The organism is Halobaculum sp. D14, assembly GCF_051195135.1.
GTDB lineage: Archaea > Halobacteriota > Halobacteria > Halobacteriales > Haloferacaceae > JBNTKA01.
Genome location: NZ_JBNTKA010000002.1, coordinates 632,148 through 649,283 on the forward strand (window position 1 = coordinate 632,148; position 17,136 = coordinate 649,283).

The following is a 17,136-nucleotide window of genomic DNA, read 5'->3' on the forward strand; positions in this document are numbered from 1 at the left end:
TCATGAGTCAAGCGACAGAACCCGACACGACCGAAGACACTGGACGCATCAACAGCGTGAGTGGTCCGGTCGTGACGGCCGTCGATCTCGACGCCCGGATGAACGACGTCGTCTACGTCGGCGACGAAGGCCTGATGGGCGAGGTCATCGAGATCGAAGGCGGCGTCACGACCATTCAGGTGTACGAGGAGACGTCCGGGGTCGGCCCGGGCGAACCCGTCGAGAACACCGGCGAGCCGCTCACCGTCGACCTCGGCCCCGGCATGCTGGACGCCATCTACGACGGCGTGCAGCGGCCGCTCGACGTGCTCGAAGACAAGATGGACAGCGCGTTCCTCGACCGCGGGGTCGACGCGCCCGGCATCGACCTGGAGAAGGAGTGGGAGTTCACTCCGGAGGTCGAAGCGGGCGACGCGGTCGAACCCGGTGACGTCGTCGGCGTCGTCCCGGAGACGGTCACCATCGACCACAAGGTGATGGTGCCGCCGGACTTCGAGGGCGGCGTCGTCGAAAGCACCAGCGCCGGCGAGTTCACGGTCGAAGACCCGGTCGTGACGCTGGAGAACGGCGAGGAGATCACGATGCGGCAGGAGTGGCCGGTCCGCGAGAAGCGGCCGACCGTCGAAAAGCGGACGCCGCGGACGCCGCTCGTCTCCGGTCAGCGCATCCTCGACGGCCTGTTCCCCATCGCGAAAGGCGGGACGGCCGCGATTCCGGGGCCGTTCGGCTCCGGGAAGACCGTCACGCAGCACAGCCTCGCGAAGTTCGCCGACGCCGACATCATCATCTACGTCGGCTGCGGCGAACGCGGCAACGAGATGACCGAGGTCATCGAGGACTTCCCGGAGCTGGAAGACCCGAAGACGGGCAACCCGCTGATGGCCCGCACCTCGCTCATCGCGAACACGTCGAACATGCCGGTCGCGGCGCGCGAATCCTGTGTGTACACCGGCATCACCATCGCGGAGTACTACCGCGACATGGGGTACGACGTCGCGCTGATGGCCGACTCCACCTCGCGGTGGGCGGAGGCGATGCGCGAGATCTCCTCGCGGCTCGAGGAGATGCCCGGCGAAGAGGGGTACCCGGCGTACCTCGCCGCGCGGCTCGCGGAGTTCTACGAGCGCGCCGGCTACTTCGAGAACATCAACGGCAGCGAGGGCTCGGTCTCCGTCATCGGCGCGGTGTCGCCGCCCGGCGGCGACTTCTCCGAGCCGGTGACGCAGAACACGCTGCGTATCGTGAAGACGTTCTGGGCGCTCGACGCCGACCTCGCCGAACGCCGGCACTTCCCGGCGATCAACTGGAACGAGTCGTACTCGCTGTACAAAGAGCAGCTCGACCCGTGGTTCGAGGACAACGTCGCGGAGGACTGGCCGGAGAAGCGCCAGTGGGCCGTCGACGTGCTCGACGAGGAGAGCGAACTGCAGGAGATCGTTCAGCTCGTCGGGAAGGACGCGCTGCCGGAGGACCAGCAGCTCACGCTGGAAGTCGCGCGCTACCTGCGTGAGGGCTACCTCCAGCAGAACGCGTTCATCGACGTCGACATGTACTGCCCGCCGGAGAAGACGTACGCGATTCTGGAGACCATCCAGACGTTCAACGACGAGGCGTTCGACGCGCTCGACGCCGGCGTCCCCGTCGAGGACATCACCGGAATCGACGCGGCGCCGAAGCTCAACCGCATCTCCACCCAGGAGGACTGGGAGGAGTACGTCGAGGAGCTTCAGACCGAAATCGCCGAGCAGCTCCGCTCGCTCTACTGAACCATGAAAGAGTACGAAACCATCACGGAAATCAGCGGCCCGCTGGTGTACGCCGAGGTCGACGAGCCCGTCGGATACGACGAGATCGTCGAAATCGAGACGCCGGGCGGCGAGACGAAGCGCGGGCAGGTCCTCGAATCCGAGGAGGGCGTCGTCGCCATCCAGGTGTTCGAGGGAACCACCGGCATCGACCGGAACGCGTCCGTCCGCTTCCTGGGCGAGACGCTGAAGATGCCCGTCACCGAGGACCTCCTCGGGCGGGTGCTCGACGGCTCCGGCCAGCCCATCGACGGCGGCCCGGAGATCATCCCGGACGAGCGGCGCGACATCGTCGGCGCCGCCATCAACCCGGTGTCGCGTGAGTACCCCGAGGAGTTCATCCAGACCGGCGTGTCGTCCATCGACGGCATGAACACGCTGGTCCGCGGTCAGAAGCTCCCCATCTTCTCCGCCTCGGGCCTCCCGCACAACGACCTGGCGCTGCAGATCGCGCGGCAGGCGACGGTGCCGGAGGAGGGCGGCGAGGACAACGACGGCTCAGAGTTCGCCGTCATCTTCGGCGCCATGGGCATCACGCAGGAGGAGGCGAACGAGTTCATGGACGACTTCGAGCGCACCGGCGCGCTCGAACGCTCGGTCGTCTTCATGAACCTCGCGGACGACCCGGCCGTCGAGCGGACGGTGACGCCGCGGCTCGCGCTCACCACCGCCGAGTACCTGGCGTTCGAGAAGGACTACCACGTGCTCGTCGTCCTCACGGACATGACGAACTACTGCGAGGCGCTCCGCGAAATCGGCGCGGCTCGCGAGGAAGTCCCGGGTCGCCGCGGCTACCCCGGCTACATGTACACGGACCTGGCGCAGCTGTACGAACGCGCCGGCCGCATCAAGGGCGAGGACGGGTCGGTGACGCAGATTCCGATCCTGACGATGCCGGGCGACGACGACACCCACCCCATCCCTGACCTCACCGGCTACATCACGGAGGGGCAGATCATGATGGACCGCGACCTGAACAGTCAGGGCGTCCAGCCGCCGGTCGACGTGCTGCCGAGCCTGTCGCGGCTCATGGACGACGGCATCGGTGAGGGCCTCACCCGCGAGGACCACGCCGACGTCTCCGACCAGATGTACGCGGCGTACGCGGAAGGTGAGGACCTCCGCGACCTCGTGAACATCGTCGGCCGCGAAGCGCTCTCCGAACGCGACAACAAATACCTCGACTTCGCCGACCAGTTCGAGGCCGAGTTCGTCGACCAGGGCTTCGACACGAACCGCTCCATCGACGAAACCCTCGAAATCGGCTGGGACCTCCTGTCGACGCTCCCGAAGACGGAGCTCAACCGCATCGACGAGGACCTCATCGAGGAGCACTACCGCGAGGACGCCGCCGCCGAGGGCGACGAGACCGCCGAAGAGGTCTCCGCCGACTGACGGCGCGGCGACCAAACCCACGCGGCCCGCGGATTCTCCCGATTTTCCATCGCTCGACAGGGCTCTGTATCCGTCACGTCGCCGCCGGGAGCGGCATCGCCGTCGACGGCGGCACGCGACTCCGTTCTCGGCGTCGATAACCGCGGGCGGGGCCTTATCAGCCACCGGCGGCACCTCCCGATAAGACGGCGACGCCGCCGGCCGAGTGGTGTTTCCCGGCCGGTTCGCGTCGCCGCGGAGTCACCGATGCCGTTCGAACCGACCTACCTGGAGTTCCACGCGCTGTTCGTGCTGCCGCCGGTGGTGGCGCTCGCGTGGCGCTGGCACCGCCGTCGGCGGGAGGGTGCGCGGCGCCCCGGTCAGCGAGCGGTCCTCGACGGCGGACGGGCGGCCGCGGGCCGCCTCGTCCGCGCCGATTTCGGCCTCGACGCGCTCGGGCTGCTCGCGATTCTGTTCGCTGCCGTCGTCTACACGGTCCCGTGGGACAACGCGCTCATCGCGGTCGGCGTCTGGACGTACGGCCCGGGCCGGGTCGCCGCGACGCTGTGGCACGCCCCCGTCGGCGAGTACCTGTTCTTCCTCGCGCAGCCGACACTGACCGCGCTGTTCCTCGCGGCGCTCCCCCGCGAGTGGTCGCGGACGGCGGAGCGGACGCCGGTGGCGTCGCCGCGTCGACTCCGTGTGGCGTCCGTCGGCCTCGCGGCGGCGATTGGCGCGGCGGGCGTGGCGGCGCTCGCGTCGCCGCCGACGCTGTATCTCGGCGCGATTCTCGCGTGGGCCGCGCCGGTGTTCGCGCTGCAGTGGGCGGTCGGGGCGCCCGCGCTGGTGGCGCGTCGACGGCTCGTCGCGGCCGCGGTCTGCGTTCCGACACTCTATCTCTGTGTCGCTGACCGCGTCGCCATCGACGCCGGCATCTGGTCGCTGTCGCCGACGTGGACGACCGGGCGCTCCGTCTTCGGCCTGCCTGTCGAGGAGGCGCTGTTCTTCCTCGTCACGAACCTGTTCGTCGTGCAGGGGCTCGTGCTGTACCGCTGGGTGACCGAAACCGGCGCGGCCGACCAACTCCGCCGGACGGTTCGGTCGTGGCGGTGACTCGCCCGGCGTTTTTCGCCGCCGTCGCGGCGGAGACCGGGGTGGACCGGCTTCCGTGGGGCGACCGGCTGGTCCTGTTCGGGTTCCTCGCGGTCGTCGCTGCGGTGGTCGCAGCCCCGCCGCTTCCGTTCGCCGTCCGGGTCGCGCCGCTCGTCGTCAGCGCGGTCGTCCTCGGCCTTCCGCACGGCGCGGTCGACCCGGTGATTCCGTGGCGGGCCGCCGACCGGTGGTCGCTTCCGGCCGCCGCGGCCGGCGTCGGCGCGGTGTACCTCGTCGCGGGCGGCGCCTACGCGCTGCTGTGGTTCGCCGCTCCGGTGCCGGCGGCGCTGACGTTTCTCGCGCTAACGTGGCTGCACTGGGGGGCCGGCGACGTCGCGGCGCTGCGAGCGCGGCGTTCAGACTACCCCGCGTCGCGTCGCCACCGCGTGTTGACCGGGGCGGTCCGCGGCGGCCTCCCGATGGTCGTGCCGCTGGTCTCGTCCCCGGAGACGTACCACCGGGTCGTCGAGTCGTGGGTGGCGCTGTTCGGCGCGGACGGCGCGGTCGCGCTCGCCGCGCTCACGGCGTTCGAGACGCGGCTCCTCGCCGGTGCCGCGCTCGCGGCGCTGACGGCCGCGTCCCTCGCCGTCGGCTACCGGGCGACCGGCGGAGGGCCGGGCTGGCGCGCGGACGCCGCGGAGACGACGTGTCTCTGGCTGTTCTTCCTCGCCGTCCCGCCGCTGCTCGCCGTCGGGCTGTACTTCTGTCTCTGGCACTCGCTGCGGCACGTGCGGCGCGTCCAGGCGCTGCCGGCGTTCGGGCCGGCCGCCGGAAGCGGCAGTCGCTCCGGCGCCGCAGCGGGGCGGGCGGCGCTGCGGTTCGTCCGCGACGCCGCGCCGCTCACCGTCGCCGCGCTCGCGCTGCTGGCCGCCGCGTGGGTCGTCGTCCCCGACTCGCCGACGACCGTCGGCGGCGCGGTGGCGCTGTACCTCGTGGTCGTCGCCGCGCTGACGCTGCCGCACACGCTGGTCGTCGCGTGGCTCGACAGGGTGCAGGCGGTCTGGTGAGCGGCCGCCGGCGACGGCCGGCGACCGCGGCGTCCGACCGGCTGGCCGCCGGTTCGCGCCGGCCGAGCCGCGGAAACTAACAACTATTATCCTGCTCCGGACGGAATCGCCTCCCAAGAATGGCCGAGGACGTCAAACCGACCCGGAAGAACCTGATGGAGATCGAAGACCGCATCGAGCTCTCCGAGCGCGGCCACGACACCCTCGAACAGAAGCGCGACGGCCTCATCATGGAGTTCATGGACATCCTCGACCAGGCGCAGGACGTCCGCTCCGAACTCGAAGCGAACTACGAGGAGGCCCAAGACACCATCAACAAGGCGCGCGCCATGGAGGGCGACGTCGCCGTCCGCGGCGCCGCCGCGGCGCTGAAAGAGCACCCCGAAATCACGACGCAGTCGAAGAACATCATGGGCGTCGTCGTCCCGCAGATCGAGTCCTCGAAGGTGAAGAAGGACCTCGACGAGCGCGGCTACGGCCTCCTCGGCTCGTCGGCCCGCATCGACGAGGCGGCCGACGCCTACGAGGAGCTGCTCGAGTCCATCATCCTCGCCGCGGAGGTCGAGACGGCGATGAAGAAGATGCTCACCGAAATCGAGACGACGAAGCGCCGCGTCAACGCCCTGGAGTTCAAGCTGCTCCCCGAACTGAAGGAGAACCAGGAGTTCATCGAGCAGAAGCTCGAAGAGCAGGAGCGCGAGGAGATCTTCCGGCTGAAGAAGATCAAGGCGAAGAAAGAAGAGGAGGAGGAAGCGGAGGCCGCCGCGGAGGCCGAAGCCGTCCCGGCCGCCGAAACCGAAGCCGGCATCGTCGAGACGTCCGACTGACGCCGCAGCGCCGCGCGTCCTGGTCCGGGTCTTTCCGGTCCGTTTCTGTCTGATTCGTTTCTCGGTTCGGTTTCCGCCGGCTCCGTCCGTCGCGGTTCCGGGTTCGTCACCGGATGAGGAACGTCGGCACGTACAGCAGCAGACACAGCGTCGCGTCGCGCCACCGGACGGTTCGCTGCCGGTAGAGAACGGCGAGTACCGCGACCGACGCGGCGAGCATGTACGCCGTCGACACCACCGCGGTGTCGGGCTGTTCGACGACGATGCCGTCGACGGCGGCGCCGACGCCGAGCGAGAACAGCGGGTCGGTGATGTTGCTGCCGAGCAGCGTGCCGACGGCGACGGACTCCTCGCTGCGCCGGACGGCGAGCAGCGCGATAGCGATCTCCGGCGCCGTGGTGCCGAGGCCGGTGACGACGCCGAGCAGGTACCACGGGACGCCGACTGCGACGGCGACGCCGCGGGCGCCGGTGACGAGCAGGTGGCCGCCGGCGACGACCATCGACAGGCCGACGACGAGCCACGCGACGGTCCGCGTGCCGCGGTCGGCGGTGTGGCGTTCGACCATCGACTGGTAGTCGTCGTGTTCGTAGCCGACCGCGAGGAACGCGGCGTAGCCGGCCGCCATGAGGACGCCCTCCAGCCGAGTGACGACGCCGGAGCGGACGGCGAGCAGCATCGCGGCCATCGCGAGCACCATCCCGGCGCCGTACAGCCGCGTCTTCTCGCGCGGCACCGTCAGCGTCCCGGCGAGCGCGACGACGCCGATGCCGAGCGTTATCTGGGAGGTCGCCGAGCCGACGATGTGCGAGACGACGAAGCCGCCGGTGTCGTAGGCGGCGCCGTACACCGACGTCGCGATCTCCGGGATGGAGCTGCCGACGGCGACGACCGTGACGCCGATGAAGAACGTGGAGACGCCGGCGTGCCGCGCAAGCGACGTCGCGCTCGCGACGATTCGGTTGCTGCCGTACACCAGCAGCACCAGGCCGACGACGAGCGCGCCGAAGTCGAACAGCATCCGAACGGGCCGTGGTTCAGCCGCGGCACGGTAAACAGATTCGGCCCGGCAGGCCCGTTCGGCCCGGCCGCGGATTCCCGGCGGCGACGGGGCACGCTTTAGCCGTCGGCGGCCCGAGCGACCCGTGTGAGCACGACCTGCGATTCGTGCGGCGCCGACGCGGTGACGTTCCGAGTGCCGGCGGCGCTCCGCGAACACGCCCCCGAGGACGCCGCAGTCGCCGCCGTCTGCACCGAGTGTCTCGACGTCGCCGCGGCACCGAGCGCCGACGCCGACGCGGAACCGGACGTCGACCCGGACGCGGAGGCGGACGCCGAGCCGTCGCCGTTCCGCCGCGTCGACGAGGCGTTCCCGAGCGGCCGCGGCGGCGTGGCGTTCGCGCTGCTGCTCGGCGCGCTGCCGTCGCTCGCGCTCCGGAAACAGTCCGTCCGCGCGCTCCGTGACGAAGCCGAACGCGCCGGCGTCGACGTGTCGCTGACGCTCCGCCGACTGGCGGAGTCGTCGTCGGTGACGCCCGCGTTCGACGTCGACCGTCGCCGTCGGCAGTTCGAGTCGCTGCTGGAGCAGTGACCCCGGCCCGGCGGAGGAAGCAGCGAGAGAAGCGTCGGTGTCGGCGTCGAAGGTGTGGTTAGACGCCGGTTTCGTACCGGAGGATGCCGGCGATGCCGCCGAAGGCGTCCATGAGCTGTTCGCCCTTCTCGAAGTCGGTGGAGATGAACTTGGTTTCGGTGCCGCGCTGTTCGGCGATGTCGATGAGGTGTTCGACGACGTCCTCGCGCTCGCCCGGCTCGGCCTCCTCGCCGCAGGTCGTACAGGTGTGTTCGGGGACGTCGTGGCGGCGCTCCACGATTTCGAACTCGTCGTGGTCGTTCGGGCAGGTGTACGCGACGACGTCGTGGTGGAGGTCCTCGGAGAGCAGCAGCCGCTCCACCGACCCCATCATGAGGTTCTGCCGGGTCTCGTCGAAGCCGTAGGTGGCCTGCTCGCCGGTGTGGAGCTTCTCGAAGAACTCCTCCATCTGCCGTTTGTCCTTGACGACCTCCTGGTCCGCGAGCACCTCCTGGGCGGCGTCGACGATGTCGTACAGGCCGGACTCGTCGGTGTAGGCGATGTCGAACTTCCCGAGCACCTTGTCCTGCAGTTCGTGGTGGAGGTAGTCGCCGTCGAGGAACTCGTCTTTCGTCGGGGACGGCCCGCCGACGAGGATGCCGTCGAGGTTGTGCCGCTCGGGCACCATCAGGTCGTTCGCCATCTCCGCGACCTCCTGATAGAAGTTGTCGATGGCTTCGAGCCGCAGCCGCGCGAACCGCTGGGCGGACTGGCCGCCTTTCCGCTGCTTCCCGGGGACGAGCGACGACGCCGACTTGACGGGCTCGACGCGCTTCCCCTTCAGCCAGCCGACGTTCGCTTCCCGCCGGTCGAGGACGATGAGGCCGAACAGCCCCTTGTCGCTCATCATCTCCTCGAGCGGCTCGGTGAGGAAGTCCGAGTCGCAGTGGTACCGGAACGACTGCACCGGCTCCGGCGGCGACTCCAGCACCCGCGTCACCATGTCCGTCTGGCCGCCGCCGGCGTCGACGGCGCCGGAGAAGATGACGATGCCGTTGTCGGGCGGGTAGGTGTCGTAGTAGCGGAGCCGGTCTTTGATGCTGGTGAGCGCGTCCTGGACGTTCGTCCGGGTCTGCTTGGACTTGATGTTGGACGCCTCGCTGTGCTCTTGGGTGACGTGGGCCACCACGTCGGAAATCTGCTTGTCCTCGGGAATGTAGATGGTGACGAGCTGAGTCCCCGACCCCTCGAACTCGTCGAGTTCGTCGAGTACCTTCCGGAACTCGTACTTCCGGCGGTCCTCGCTCGGCTGTCCATCGTCCGCGTCGCTGCTCATTACGTCACAGTTCGCCGGCCTGCGTGTAAGTACCTGTTGAATAACACGGTCGTCGCCGCCCGGCGAGAAACACGACACCGATTTAACGTTACTACAGTAACATGTCTGCCGTGCCAGACGACCGGATCTCGGACGACGAACAGCGCGGCGACGACGGACTGCTACCGGACGCGCTCCGGAGCGTGAACCCGGACGACCACCCCGACGAGCCGTCGCCGGCGACGCTCGACGCGCTCATCGACGCCATCGCCGCAGACGCCGACACCGACACCGTCCGCGAACGCGCCGCCCGGCTCCGCCGCGACCTCCGCGCCGCCACCGACGTCGACGCCGGGCAGGAACACGCCGGAGACGGCCAGGAAAACGCCGGAGACGGCCAGGAAAACGCCGGAGACGCTCCCGGTGACGGGGCCGGCGGCCCGACCGGCGAACGGGACGGCGGGCGCGACGACGAGTAGGCCGGCTGGAGGCGAGCCGCGTCGGGTAATCACACCCGAGGTGTCGGGCCGTCGCGCGGAACCGTTCGGGTGCGTCCGCGGCGACGACGCCGGTTTCGGCCGTTCCGATTCCCGCGGACGCTCGTTCGGGGAACCAAGTTTATAACGCCACCCCACCGTATCAACCGTAAAATGCCGAAACTCTACGCCATCGCGAGCGCGAAGGGCGGCGTCGGGAAGACGACGACCGCCGCCAACCTCGCGGCGACGCTCGCAGCGGCGGGCTACGACACCGTCGCGGTCGACGGCGACCTGGGCGGCGCGAACCTCGCGGCGGCGCTCGGCGTCGACGTCGCCGCCGCCGACCCGACGCTGCACGACGTACTCGCGGGGGAGGCGGACCCGGCGGCGGCGACCTACGAGGGGCCGCACGGCCTCGCCGTCGTCCCCGGCAGCAGTTCGCTCGACGCCTTCCGGAAGGCCGACCCGTCTCGGCTGAAGGAGGTGCTGACCGCCATCACGAGCGCCGAGTACGTCGTCGTCGACACCGCCGCCGGGCTCTCACACGAGTCCGCGCTGCCGCTGTCGCTCGCGGACGGCGTCCTCCTGGTGTCGACGCCGACGCGGGACGCGCTCACGGACACCGCGAAGACCCGCGACCTCACCGACCGGCTCGGCGGCACCGTCGCGGGCGTCGCGCTCACCCACGCCGACTCGGACGCCGACGCCGGGCCGCTCGACGTGCCGGTGCTCGGCACGATTCCCGAGGACGACGCGGTCGCCGAGGCCATTGACGCCGGCGAGCCGCTGGCGACGTACGCGCCCGGCAGCGACGCCGCGGCCGCCTACCGGTCGCTCGCGTCGTCGCTCACCGGCGAACCGATTCGGCCGCCGCTCGCCGAGGTCGACGACTCCACCACCGCCGCGGACGTCGCCGTCGACGTCCCCGCCGACGAGGACCGAGCCGAAGCGCCCGAAGCCGAATCCGTGGCTGAATCGGAGTCCGTGGCTGAATCGGAGTCCGTGGCTGAATCGGAGTCCGTGGCTGAATCGGAGTCCGTGGCTGAATCCGAGGCCGAAGCCGGGTCCGATTCGGCGGCGTCGGAGCCGTCGCCGGAGCCGGACGAGGACGACGCGGTCATCATCGACGACGAGGCGGAGGAGGACGACGCGGGCGCGGCGGCGCGGACGACGGTGCTCGGCGAGGAGGAGTTCGCCGCGGTCCGCGACGACGCCGTCACCGTCGAGGACGCCGAGTCCGGCGAGTCCGCGGAGCTCGGCGACGACGTCATCCCGTTCGCCGAGCAGAGCCGCGACCGCGCCGAGGCGGCGACCGGAGACGAAGAGGAGGACGAGGGCGACGACGACAGCGGCGGCTTCCTCGGCCGGCTGTTCCGGTAGCGCTCGGGTCGGTCGGTCGCGAGCGCCGGAACCGGGACTTTCTTCTTGACGGCACGACCTCTCTCGGACATGAGTCAAGTCGAGTCCCGGGACAGTTCCGTGCCGCTGTGGTGGATTCTGGTCTTCCTCGTGCTCGCGCTCGGACTGGGCGCGTACGCGATCAACGTCGTCGGCGGCTCGCTCGTCACGCCGCCGCCGGGGCTGCTCCCCGTCCTGGTCTGAGTCGGCGGCGAAACGGCCGGTGGCGTCGCCGCCGGCGACGACGCCGGTGGAAGTGAGGTCGGAACTAATCTCTGGGAAAACGGCTTCTGCGGGGTCGACGCGCGCGCCGAGCGGTGGCTGTCCGGCGCGGCTACATCGACTCCGGCGCGGCGACGCCGAGCACGTCGAGCGCGTTCGCGACCGTGTTGCGGGCGGCGGCGACGAGCGCAAGCCGGGCGTCGCGGGTCCGGCCGTCCTCGGCGCTCAACACCGGGCACTCGCGGTAGAAGGCGTTGAACGTCTCCGCGAACTCACGGGTGTAGGTGGCGACGCGGTGCGGTTCGAGGTCGTCGGCGGCGCCTTCGATGACGGCGGGGAGCCGCGCGGTGACGCGCAGCAGGTCGCGCGCCTCCTGCGACTGGAGCGCGTCCGGGTCGACGTCGAGGCCGTCCGGGTCGAGCCCCTCGGCGGCGGCCTCGTCGACGATGCCGCAGCAGCGCGCGTGGACGTACTGGACGTACGGCGCGGACTGCGCCTCGAAGTCGAGCGCGTGCTCCCACTCGAACGTGATGCTCTTGGTCGGCTGCTTCGAGACGATGTCGTACCGGACCGCGCCGACGCCGACCTGTTCGGCGATGCGCTCGACGTCAGACTCGTCGAGGTCGTCGTCGCGGATGCGGTCCTCCATCCGGGTTTCGACCTCGTCGCGGGCGCGCGAGACGGCTTCGTCGAGCAGGTCGTCGAGGTCGACGCCGGTGCCCTCGCGGGTGCTCATCCCCTCGCCGCCGGGGAGGTTCACCCACGAGTAGAACATCGAGGTGAGCCGGTCGGTGTCGTTGCCGAGGACGTCGAGGGCTGCTTCCAGCTGGCTGGCGTGCAGCCGCTGGTCCTCGCCGAGCACCGTGACGGCGCGGTCGAAGTTGTCGAACTTCCACTCGTGGTGTGCGAGGTCGCGGGTCGTGTACAGCGTCGTGCCGTCGGACCGCAGGAACACGAACTCCTTGTCGATGCCCCACTCCTCCAGGTCGAGCACCCACGCCCCGTCGTCGAGTTCGGCGTGGTCGCTCGCTTTCAGCTCCGCGACGATTTCGTCGGCCGAGTCGTCCCGGATGAACCGCGTCTCCTTCACGAACTCGTCGAACTCGGCGGGGAGCCGCGACAGCGTCTCCCGCATCCCGGCCAGCACCGCGTCGACGACTTCGCTGACGCGCTCGAACGTCTCCTCGTCGCCGGATTCGAGCCCCTGCATGATGGACTCGATTTCGGCTTCCGCCTCCGCGACCGCCTCCTCCGGGCCGTCTTCGAGGAACGCGTTCCCCTTCCGGTAGTACCGGACGAGGTCGTAGTCGGGCTTGTCGCGCTCCGGGTCGGGCAGGTCGGACTCGTCGAACGTCTCGTACGCCCACGTGAACACCGCCATCTGCCGGCCGGCGTCGTTGACGTAGTAGTGCCGTTCGACGTCGTAGCCGGCGTACTCCAGCGCGTTCGCGACGGCGTCGCCGATGATGGGGTTGCGGGCGCGGCCGACGTGGACCGGGCCGGTCGGGTTCGCCGAGGTGTGTTCGACGACGACCGACTCCTCCTTCGGCGGGAGCGCACCGTAGTCGTCGCTCCGGGCCGCTTCGAGCGTGTCCGCGAGGTACGCCTCGCCCGTGAAGAAGTTGAGGTACGGGCCGCTGGTGTCGACGTCCACGAGGTAGTCGGTGCCGTCGACGTCCACCTCGTCGGCGACCTCCGCGGCGACCTGCGCCGGCGGGGCGCCCGCCTCGTCGGCGAGCCTGAACGCGACGCTCGACGCCAGCGTCGCCGCCACGTCGCCCGGAGGCTCCTCGATGCCGAGGTCGTCCGTCGGGTAGTCGAGGTCGGCGAGCGCGTCCGTCAGCGCCGCCTCGACGGCCGACCGGAACTGTCTGAACATGCCGAACGGTTCCGCGGCCCGCGATAAAGGGGTTTCCGAACGGCGCGACGAGCCACGCCCGCCAGCGGCGAGCCATGTCTGCCAGCCGCGAGCGACGCCGGACAGGCGCCACCGCCCGAGCGCGACTGACGGCGAATCGTCGACGCGAACGAATATTTCGCGGATAAAAACAAGAATTTTGGCCAGTATCCTTTTGGAATAAAACTGCGTATCGGTCCGGTAGATGCCGCGGGGAACGTCGAGGCGCGGAGTGCTGCGGGCGGCTGCGGCCAGCGTCGGCGTCGCCGCCGGACTGTTCGCCGGGTCTGACGACGCCGCGGCGCGGAGCATCACCGACGTCACCGTGCGGCGCCGCGGCGCGGCCAACGGCTGGCGCGCCGTCGACTCTCCGACGTCGAAGCCGCTGTACGCCGTGGAGGCGGCTGCGGACGGCGCGTACGCCTGCGGCGACAGCGGCGTGCTGCTCCGGCGCGGCGCCGACGGCTGGGCGGTCCTCGACGGCGACGGGCCGCGCGGGAAGAACAAGACGCTGTACGGGCTCGGGGTCACCGACGACGGCGGCGGCGTCTGGTCCGTCGGCGCGTCCGGCACGGTCGGCGAGTACCGCGTCGACGCCGGCACCGCGCGCGACCACTCGACGCCGAACGGGTACGCGTCGACGCTCACCGCGGTCGACGTCGTCGGCGCCGTCGGCGACGAGCGGGTGTACGCGGCGAGCGGGTCGGGCGAACTGCTGTGCGGCGTCCGCGGCGACGACGGCTCGCTGACGTGGACCGTCCTCGACACGGGCGGCGCGACCACCGTGAACGGCGTCGACTTCCACACGCGCGACGCCGGCCGCGTCGTCACCACCGCGGCCCGCGTCTTCGAGACGACCGACGGCGGCGACTCCTGGACGCAGGTCGGCATCGCCGACGCGCAGAACTCCATGAACGCCGTCGTGAGCGGCCCGGACCGCATCTACGCCGGCGGCGGCAACGGCCGCGTCTGGCGGCAGGACTGCACCTGCCGGCTGTGGACGCCGACGAAGCCGGCCGCGAAGTCGTTCCTCGCGCTCGAACGCGACGGCCGGTACCTGCTCGGCGCGGGCGAGTCCGGCTACGTCTACGAGCGGACCGGCGAGGAGGCGGCGTGGACCAACACCGTCGTCGGCGCGGGCTCCGACCTCCACGGCTGCGTCATCGGGTCCGGTGGCGACCCGGACGTCGTCGTGGGAAACGGGGGCGAGATATTCGAGCGGTGACGGGCGGGGCCGCGACCCCGGCTTCTCGGACGGCCGCTGACGCTGCACGAACAGCCACGCGAACTTATTTTCATATACTCATTGGCCAAAATTACTTTGGGTGGACGCGGTGTCTGGTGGGCTGTTGGGACGATGTCTGAGAGCGCACACACGCGGCGGACGGTGCTCAGGGCGACGGGCGGGCTCGCGGCGGCGGCCGCCGGGGCACCCGCGGTCGTCGGCACCGCGCGCGCCGTGACGGACACGGGGTGGTACGAGGCGACGTCACCGACGTCGAAGACGCTGTACTCGACGGTGATGTCGAACGAGGGGCCGATGGCCTGCGGGCAGGACGGGAACGTCCTGAAGTGGACCGACTACGGCACCTGGAAAGTCGTCGTCGAGAACGGGCCGGCGACCCGGGCGAACACGCTGCGCGCGATGGCGACGACCGACGACGGCAAGCGGGTGTGGTTCGTCGGCGGCTCCGGCGTCATCGGCGCGTACGACAACGTCTCCGGGCTCAAGTACAACTACTCCGCGCCGAAGGGGAAGACGTCGACGTGGGAGGCCGTCGCCGTCACGGGCACCCGCGAGAACGAGACCATCTACGCGGCCAACGGCTCCGGCGAGGTGCTGAAGGGGACGACGAACGACGAGGGCTGCGTCGAGTGGGGGTCGGTCGCGAAGCCCGGGAGCGGCTCGAAACTGGCCGCCATCGACGTCCACAGCAGCAAGCCGCAGACCGTCCGCGCCGTCGACACCTCCTCGAACGCGTTCGAGACCGAAGACGGCGGGTCGACGTGGACCGACGTCGGCATCCCGAACTCGCAAGTGCCGCTGTACGACGTCATCAGCTACAAGACCGACTCCGGCCAGCAGCGGGCGTACGTGTCGGGCGGCGGCGGGAAGATATACCGGCTGGACTGCAACTGCAACCTCTGGACGCCGACCGACGTCGGCAGCGCGACGCTGAACGGCGTCACCCGCTCGGCGAACGACGACGTCGCGACGGTCGGTTCGAGCGGCGTCGCCTACGAGAAGGTGTACGGCGAGGAGTGGGCGCAGATGGAGACGCCCATCGACTCGGACCTCCGCGAGATGGCGTACGGCGAGAACGGCACGTACCCGGACGTCGCCGTCGGCGCCTCCGGCAAGATACTCGAACGGAAGCAGCGCGCCTGAACCGACGCCTTTTCACGCGGCCGCCGCGCAGAACCGACACAGCGACGTGAGCCGTCACGGCTGCGTGACGCTCCATCACGATTCTGGGATGCTTCCCGAATCCGTTACACTTTTGCGTGGCTGGCGCCGACTACCGGTAATGGCAGCAAGCGCTTCGACCGTCGGCCACGACGAGCTGGCGGCGCTGAAGGCGGTCGCGCTCCGCGGCGCGCTCCGCGAACCCGTGAAAGTCTCCTGCGCCGCGCTCGGCGACCGGCTGGACGCGTCGAGCCAGACCGCCTCCCGGCGGCTCCAGCGGCTCGACGGCGCCGACCTCATCGACCGCGACGTCGTCAGCGACGGCCAGTGGGTGTCCGTCACCGACGCCGGCGAACGGCGGCTCCACGCCGAGTACGCCGACTACCGCCGCCTGTTCGAGGGCGACGACGGCCTGACGCTCACCGGCACCGTCACCTCCGGGATGGGCGAGGGGCGCCACTACATCCAGCTGGACGGCTACCACGCGCAGTTCGTCGACCGGCTCGGCTACGAGCCGTTCCCCGGGACGCTCAACGTCGAACTCTCGGAGGGGTCCGTGCGCGCCCGCGCCGGCCTCGACGCCGTCGACGGCATCCCCATCGACGGCTGGGAGGACGACGAGCGGACGTTCGGGCCGGCGACGTGCTACGCCGCCACCGTCTCCGTCGACGACGCGGAGTTCGAGCCGACGCACGTCATCGTCCCGGAGCGCACCCACCACGACGAGGACAAAGCGGAGGTCATCGCGCCGGCGAAGCTCCGCGACGAACTCGGACTCGACGACGGCGACGAGGTCACGGTCCACGTCGAGGACGCCGCGGCCGACACCGTCGAGGCCGCCGAGGCGGCCGGCGTCCCCACCGAACCCGCGGCGGCCGACGCGGGGGAACAGTGAGCCGACAGGCGCCGCGGCTCGACCGCGCGGTCGCCGCGTTCCGCGCCGGCGACCCGGTGCTCGTCCACGACTTCGACGACCGCGAGGGCGAAACCGACATCGTCTACCCCGCCGACGCGGTGACGCCGCGCGACGTCGCCCGGATGCGGAACGACGCCGGCGGCCTCGTCTGCGTCGCCGTCGCGGGCCACGTCGCCGACGCCGTCGACCTGCCGTTCATGGAGGACGCCATCTCCCACCCGGTCGCCGGCGACCACGAACTCGCGTACGACGACCGATCGTCGTTCTCGCTGCCCGTGAACCACCGCGACACCTTCACCGGCATCACCGACGACGACCGCGCCCGCACCATCACGGAGCTCTCGTCGATGGCGGACGCCGTCGACGCCGGCGTCGACTACGGCCCCGCGGAGTTCGCCGACGAGTTCCGCGCGCCCGGCCACGTCCACGTGCTCCGCGGCGCCGCCGACGGTCTCGCCGACCGCGTCGGCCACACCGAACTCGGCCTCGCGCTCGCCGACGAAGCGGACCGGCCGCCGGCCGCCGTGGTGTGCGAGATGCTCGACGACGAGACCGGCGGCGCGCTCAGCCCCGCCGACGCCCGCACCTACGCCGACCGCCACGACGTCCCGTACGTCGAAGGCGAACAGCTAGTCGACGCGCTGCGGTAACGCACCCCTGCTCTCGCGTCGTCGCCGACCGTTTCTCGTCGTCGCCGCCAGCCGCTCCGCCGTCGTCGCCGCCGACGCCGAGCGTCGGCACCGAAACAGGCAAGCCGAACGAGCAGT

At 70.5% G+C, this 17,136-nt stretch carries 16 protein-coding genes; 13 read left to right on the forward strand and 3 right to left on the reverse strand.

From position 1 onward, the window contains the following. Nucleotides 1-2 precede the first annotated feature (2 nt). The 5 genes from ACQUST_RS09030 to ACQUST_RS09050 all read left to right on the forward strand — a co-directional run bounded on the left by ACQUST_RS09030 (nucleotide 3) and on the right by ACQUST_RS09050 (nucleotide 6,165). Nucleotides 3-1,766, forward strand: a complete 1,764-nt coding sequence (locus tag ACQUST_RS09030) for an ATP synthase subunit A (protein ID WP_435127482.1) — start codon at nucleotides 3-5, stop codon at nucleotides 1,764-1,766. Between the two features lie 3 nt (nucleotides 1,767-1,769). After that, on the forward strand, nucleotides 1,770-3,200 hold the full coding sequence (locus tag ACQUST_RS09035) for an ATP synthase subunit B (protein WP_435127484.1): 1,431 nt from the start codon (nucleotides 1,770-1,772) through the stop codon (nucleotides 3,198-3,200). 246 nt (nucleotides 3,201-3,446) lie between these two features. Next, nucleotides 3,447-4,292 (forward strand): lycopene cyclase domain-containing protein, encoded by an 846-nt coding sequence (locus ACQUST_RS09040; protein WP_435127486.1) that lies wholly within the window; start codon nucleotides 3,447-3,449, stop codon nucleotides 4,290-4,292. Nucleotides 4,293-4,333: 41 nt separating this feature from the next. Next, nucleotides 4,334-5,338, forward strand: coding sequence for a Brp/Blh family beta-carotene 15,15'-dioxygenase (locus ACQUST_RS09045; RefSeq protein WP_435127487.1), 1,005 nt, complete (start codon nucleotides 4,334-4,336; stop codon nucleotides 5,336-5,338). Nucleotides 5,339-5,457: 119 nt separating this feature from the next. Further along, nucleotides 5,458-6,165 (forward strand): V-type ATP synthase subunit D, encoded by a 708-nt coding sequence (locus ACQUST_RS09050; RefSeq protein ID WP_435127489.1) that lies wholly within the window; start codon nucleotides 5,458-5,460, stop codon nucleotides 6,163-6,165. Nucleotides 6,166-6,271: 106 nt separating this feature from the next. On the opposite strand, the gene ACQUST_RS09055 is transcribed toward ACQUST_RS09050, so the two are convergent. After that, nucleotides 6,272-7,186 (reverse strand): sodium:calcium antiporter, encoded by a 915-nt coding sequence (locus ACQUST_RS09055; protein ID WP_435127491.1) that lies wholly within the window; start codon nucleotides 7,184-7,186, stop codon nucleotides 6,272-6,274. A 126-nt stretch (nucleotides 7,187-7,312) separates the two neighbouring features. Between ACQUST_RS09055 and ACQUST_RS09060 the strand changes: the two genes are divergently transcribed. Continuing rightward, on the forward strand, nucleotides 7,313-7,756 hold the full coding sequence (locus ACQUST_RS09060) for a DUF6276 family protein (RefSeq protein WP_435127493.1): 444 nt from the start codon (nucleotides 7,313-7,315) through the stop codon (nucleotides 7,754-7,756). Nucleotides 7,757-7,814: 58 nt separating this feature from the next. Here the strand turns inward: ACQUST_RS09060 and prf1 are convergent, their stop codons facing one another. After that, nucleotides 7,815-9,071: a peptide chain release factor aRF-1 gene (gene prf1 / locus ACQUST_RS09065; RefSeq protein WP_435127495.1), complete on the reverse strand. Its 1,257-nt coding sequence runs from the start codon at nucleotides 9,069-9,071 to the stop codon at nucleotides 7,815-7,817. A 110-nt stretch (nucleotides 9,072-9,181) separates the two neighbouring features. Between prf1 and ACQUST_RS09070 the strand changes: the two genes are divergently transcribed. From ACQUST_RS09070 to ACQUST_RS09080, 3 genes are all read left to right on the forward strand, one after another. Then, a complete protein-coding gene (locus tag ACQUST_RS09070) occupies nucleotides 9,182-9,529 on the forward strand; it encodes a hypothetical protein (protein ID WP_435127497.1) in 348 nt (115 codons plus the stop codon). A gap of 171 nt (nucleotides 9,530-9,700) precedes the next feature. After that, entirely contained in the window at nucleotides 9,701-10,909 is a 1,209-nt protein-coding gene (locus ACQUST_RS09075; protein ID WP_435127498.1) for a P-loop NTPase, read from the forward strand. Nucleotides 10,910-10,978: 69 nt separating this feature from the next. Continuing rightward, nucleotides 10,979-11,131 (forward strand): hypothetical protein, encoded by a 153-nt coding sequence (locus tag ACQUST_RS09080; protein ID WP_435127500.1) that lies wholly within the window; start codon nucleotides 10,979-10,981, stop codon nucleotides 11,129-11,131. Between the two features lie 130 nt (nucleotides 11,132-11,261). Here the strand turns inward: ACQUST_RS09080 and argS are convergent, their stop codons facing one another. Next, nucleotides 11,262-13,028, reverse strand: coding sequence for an arginine--tRNA ligase (gene argS, locus ACQUST_RS09085; protein WP_435127502.1), 1,767 nt, complete (start codon nucleotides 13,026-13,028; stop codon nucleotides 11,262-11,264). Nucleotides 13,029-13,251: 223 nt separating this feature from the next. On the opposite strand from argS, the gene ACQUST_RS09090 reads away from it, so the two are divergent. The 4 genes from ACQUST_RS09090 (at nucleotide 13,252) to ribB (ending at nucleotide 17,019) form a co-directional block, all read left to right on the forward strand. Further along, a complete protein-coding gene (locus ACQUST_RS09090) occupies nucleotides 13,252-14,271 on the forward strand; it encodes a WD40/YVTN/BNR-like repeat-containing protein (protein WP_435127504.1) in 1,020 nt (339 codons plus the stop codon). A gap of 132 nt (nucleotides 14,272-14,403) precedes the next feature. Further along, nucleotides 14,404-15,435, forward strand: coding sequence for a hypothetical protein (locus tag ACQUST_RS09095; protein ID WP_435127506.1), 1,032 nt, complete (start codon nucleotides 14,404-14,406; stop codon nucleotides 15,433-15,435). 139 nt (nucleotides 15,436-15,574) lie between these two features. After that, nucleotides 15,575-16,348, forward strand: coding sequence for a DUF120 domain-containing protein (locus ACQUST_RS09100; RefSeq protein WP_435127508.1), 774 nt, complete (start codon nucleotides 15,575-15,577; stop codon nucleotides 16,346-16,348). Then, on the forward strand, nucleotides 16,345-17,019 hold the full coding sequence (ribB, locus tag ACQUST_RS09105; protein ID WP_435127510.1) for a 3,4-dihydroxy-2-butanone-4-phosphate synthase: 675 nt from the start codon (nucleotides 16,345-16,347) through the stop codon (nucleotides 17,017-17,019). Before ACQUST_RS09100 ends, ribB begins: the two co-directional genes overlap by 4 nt. Nucleotides 17,020-17,136 lie beyond the last annotated feature (117 nt).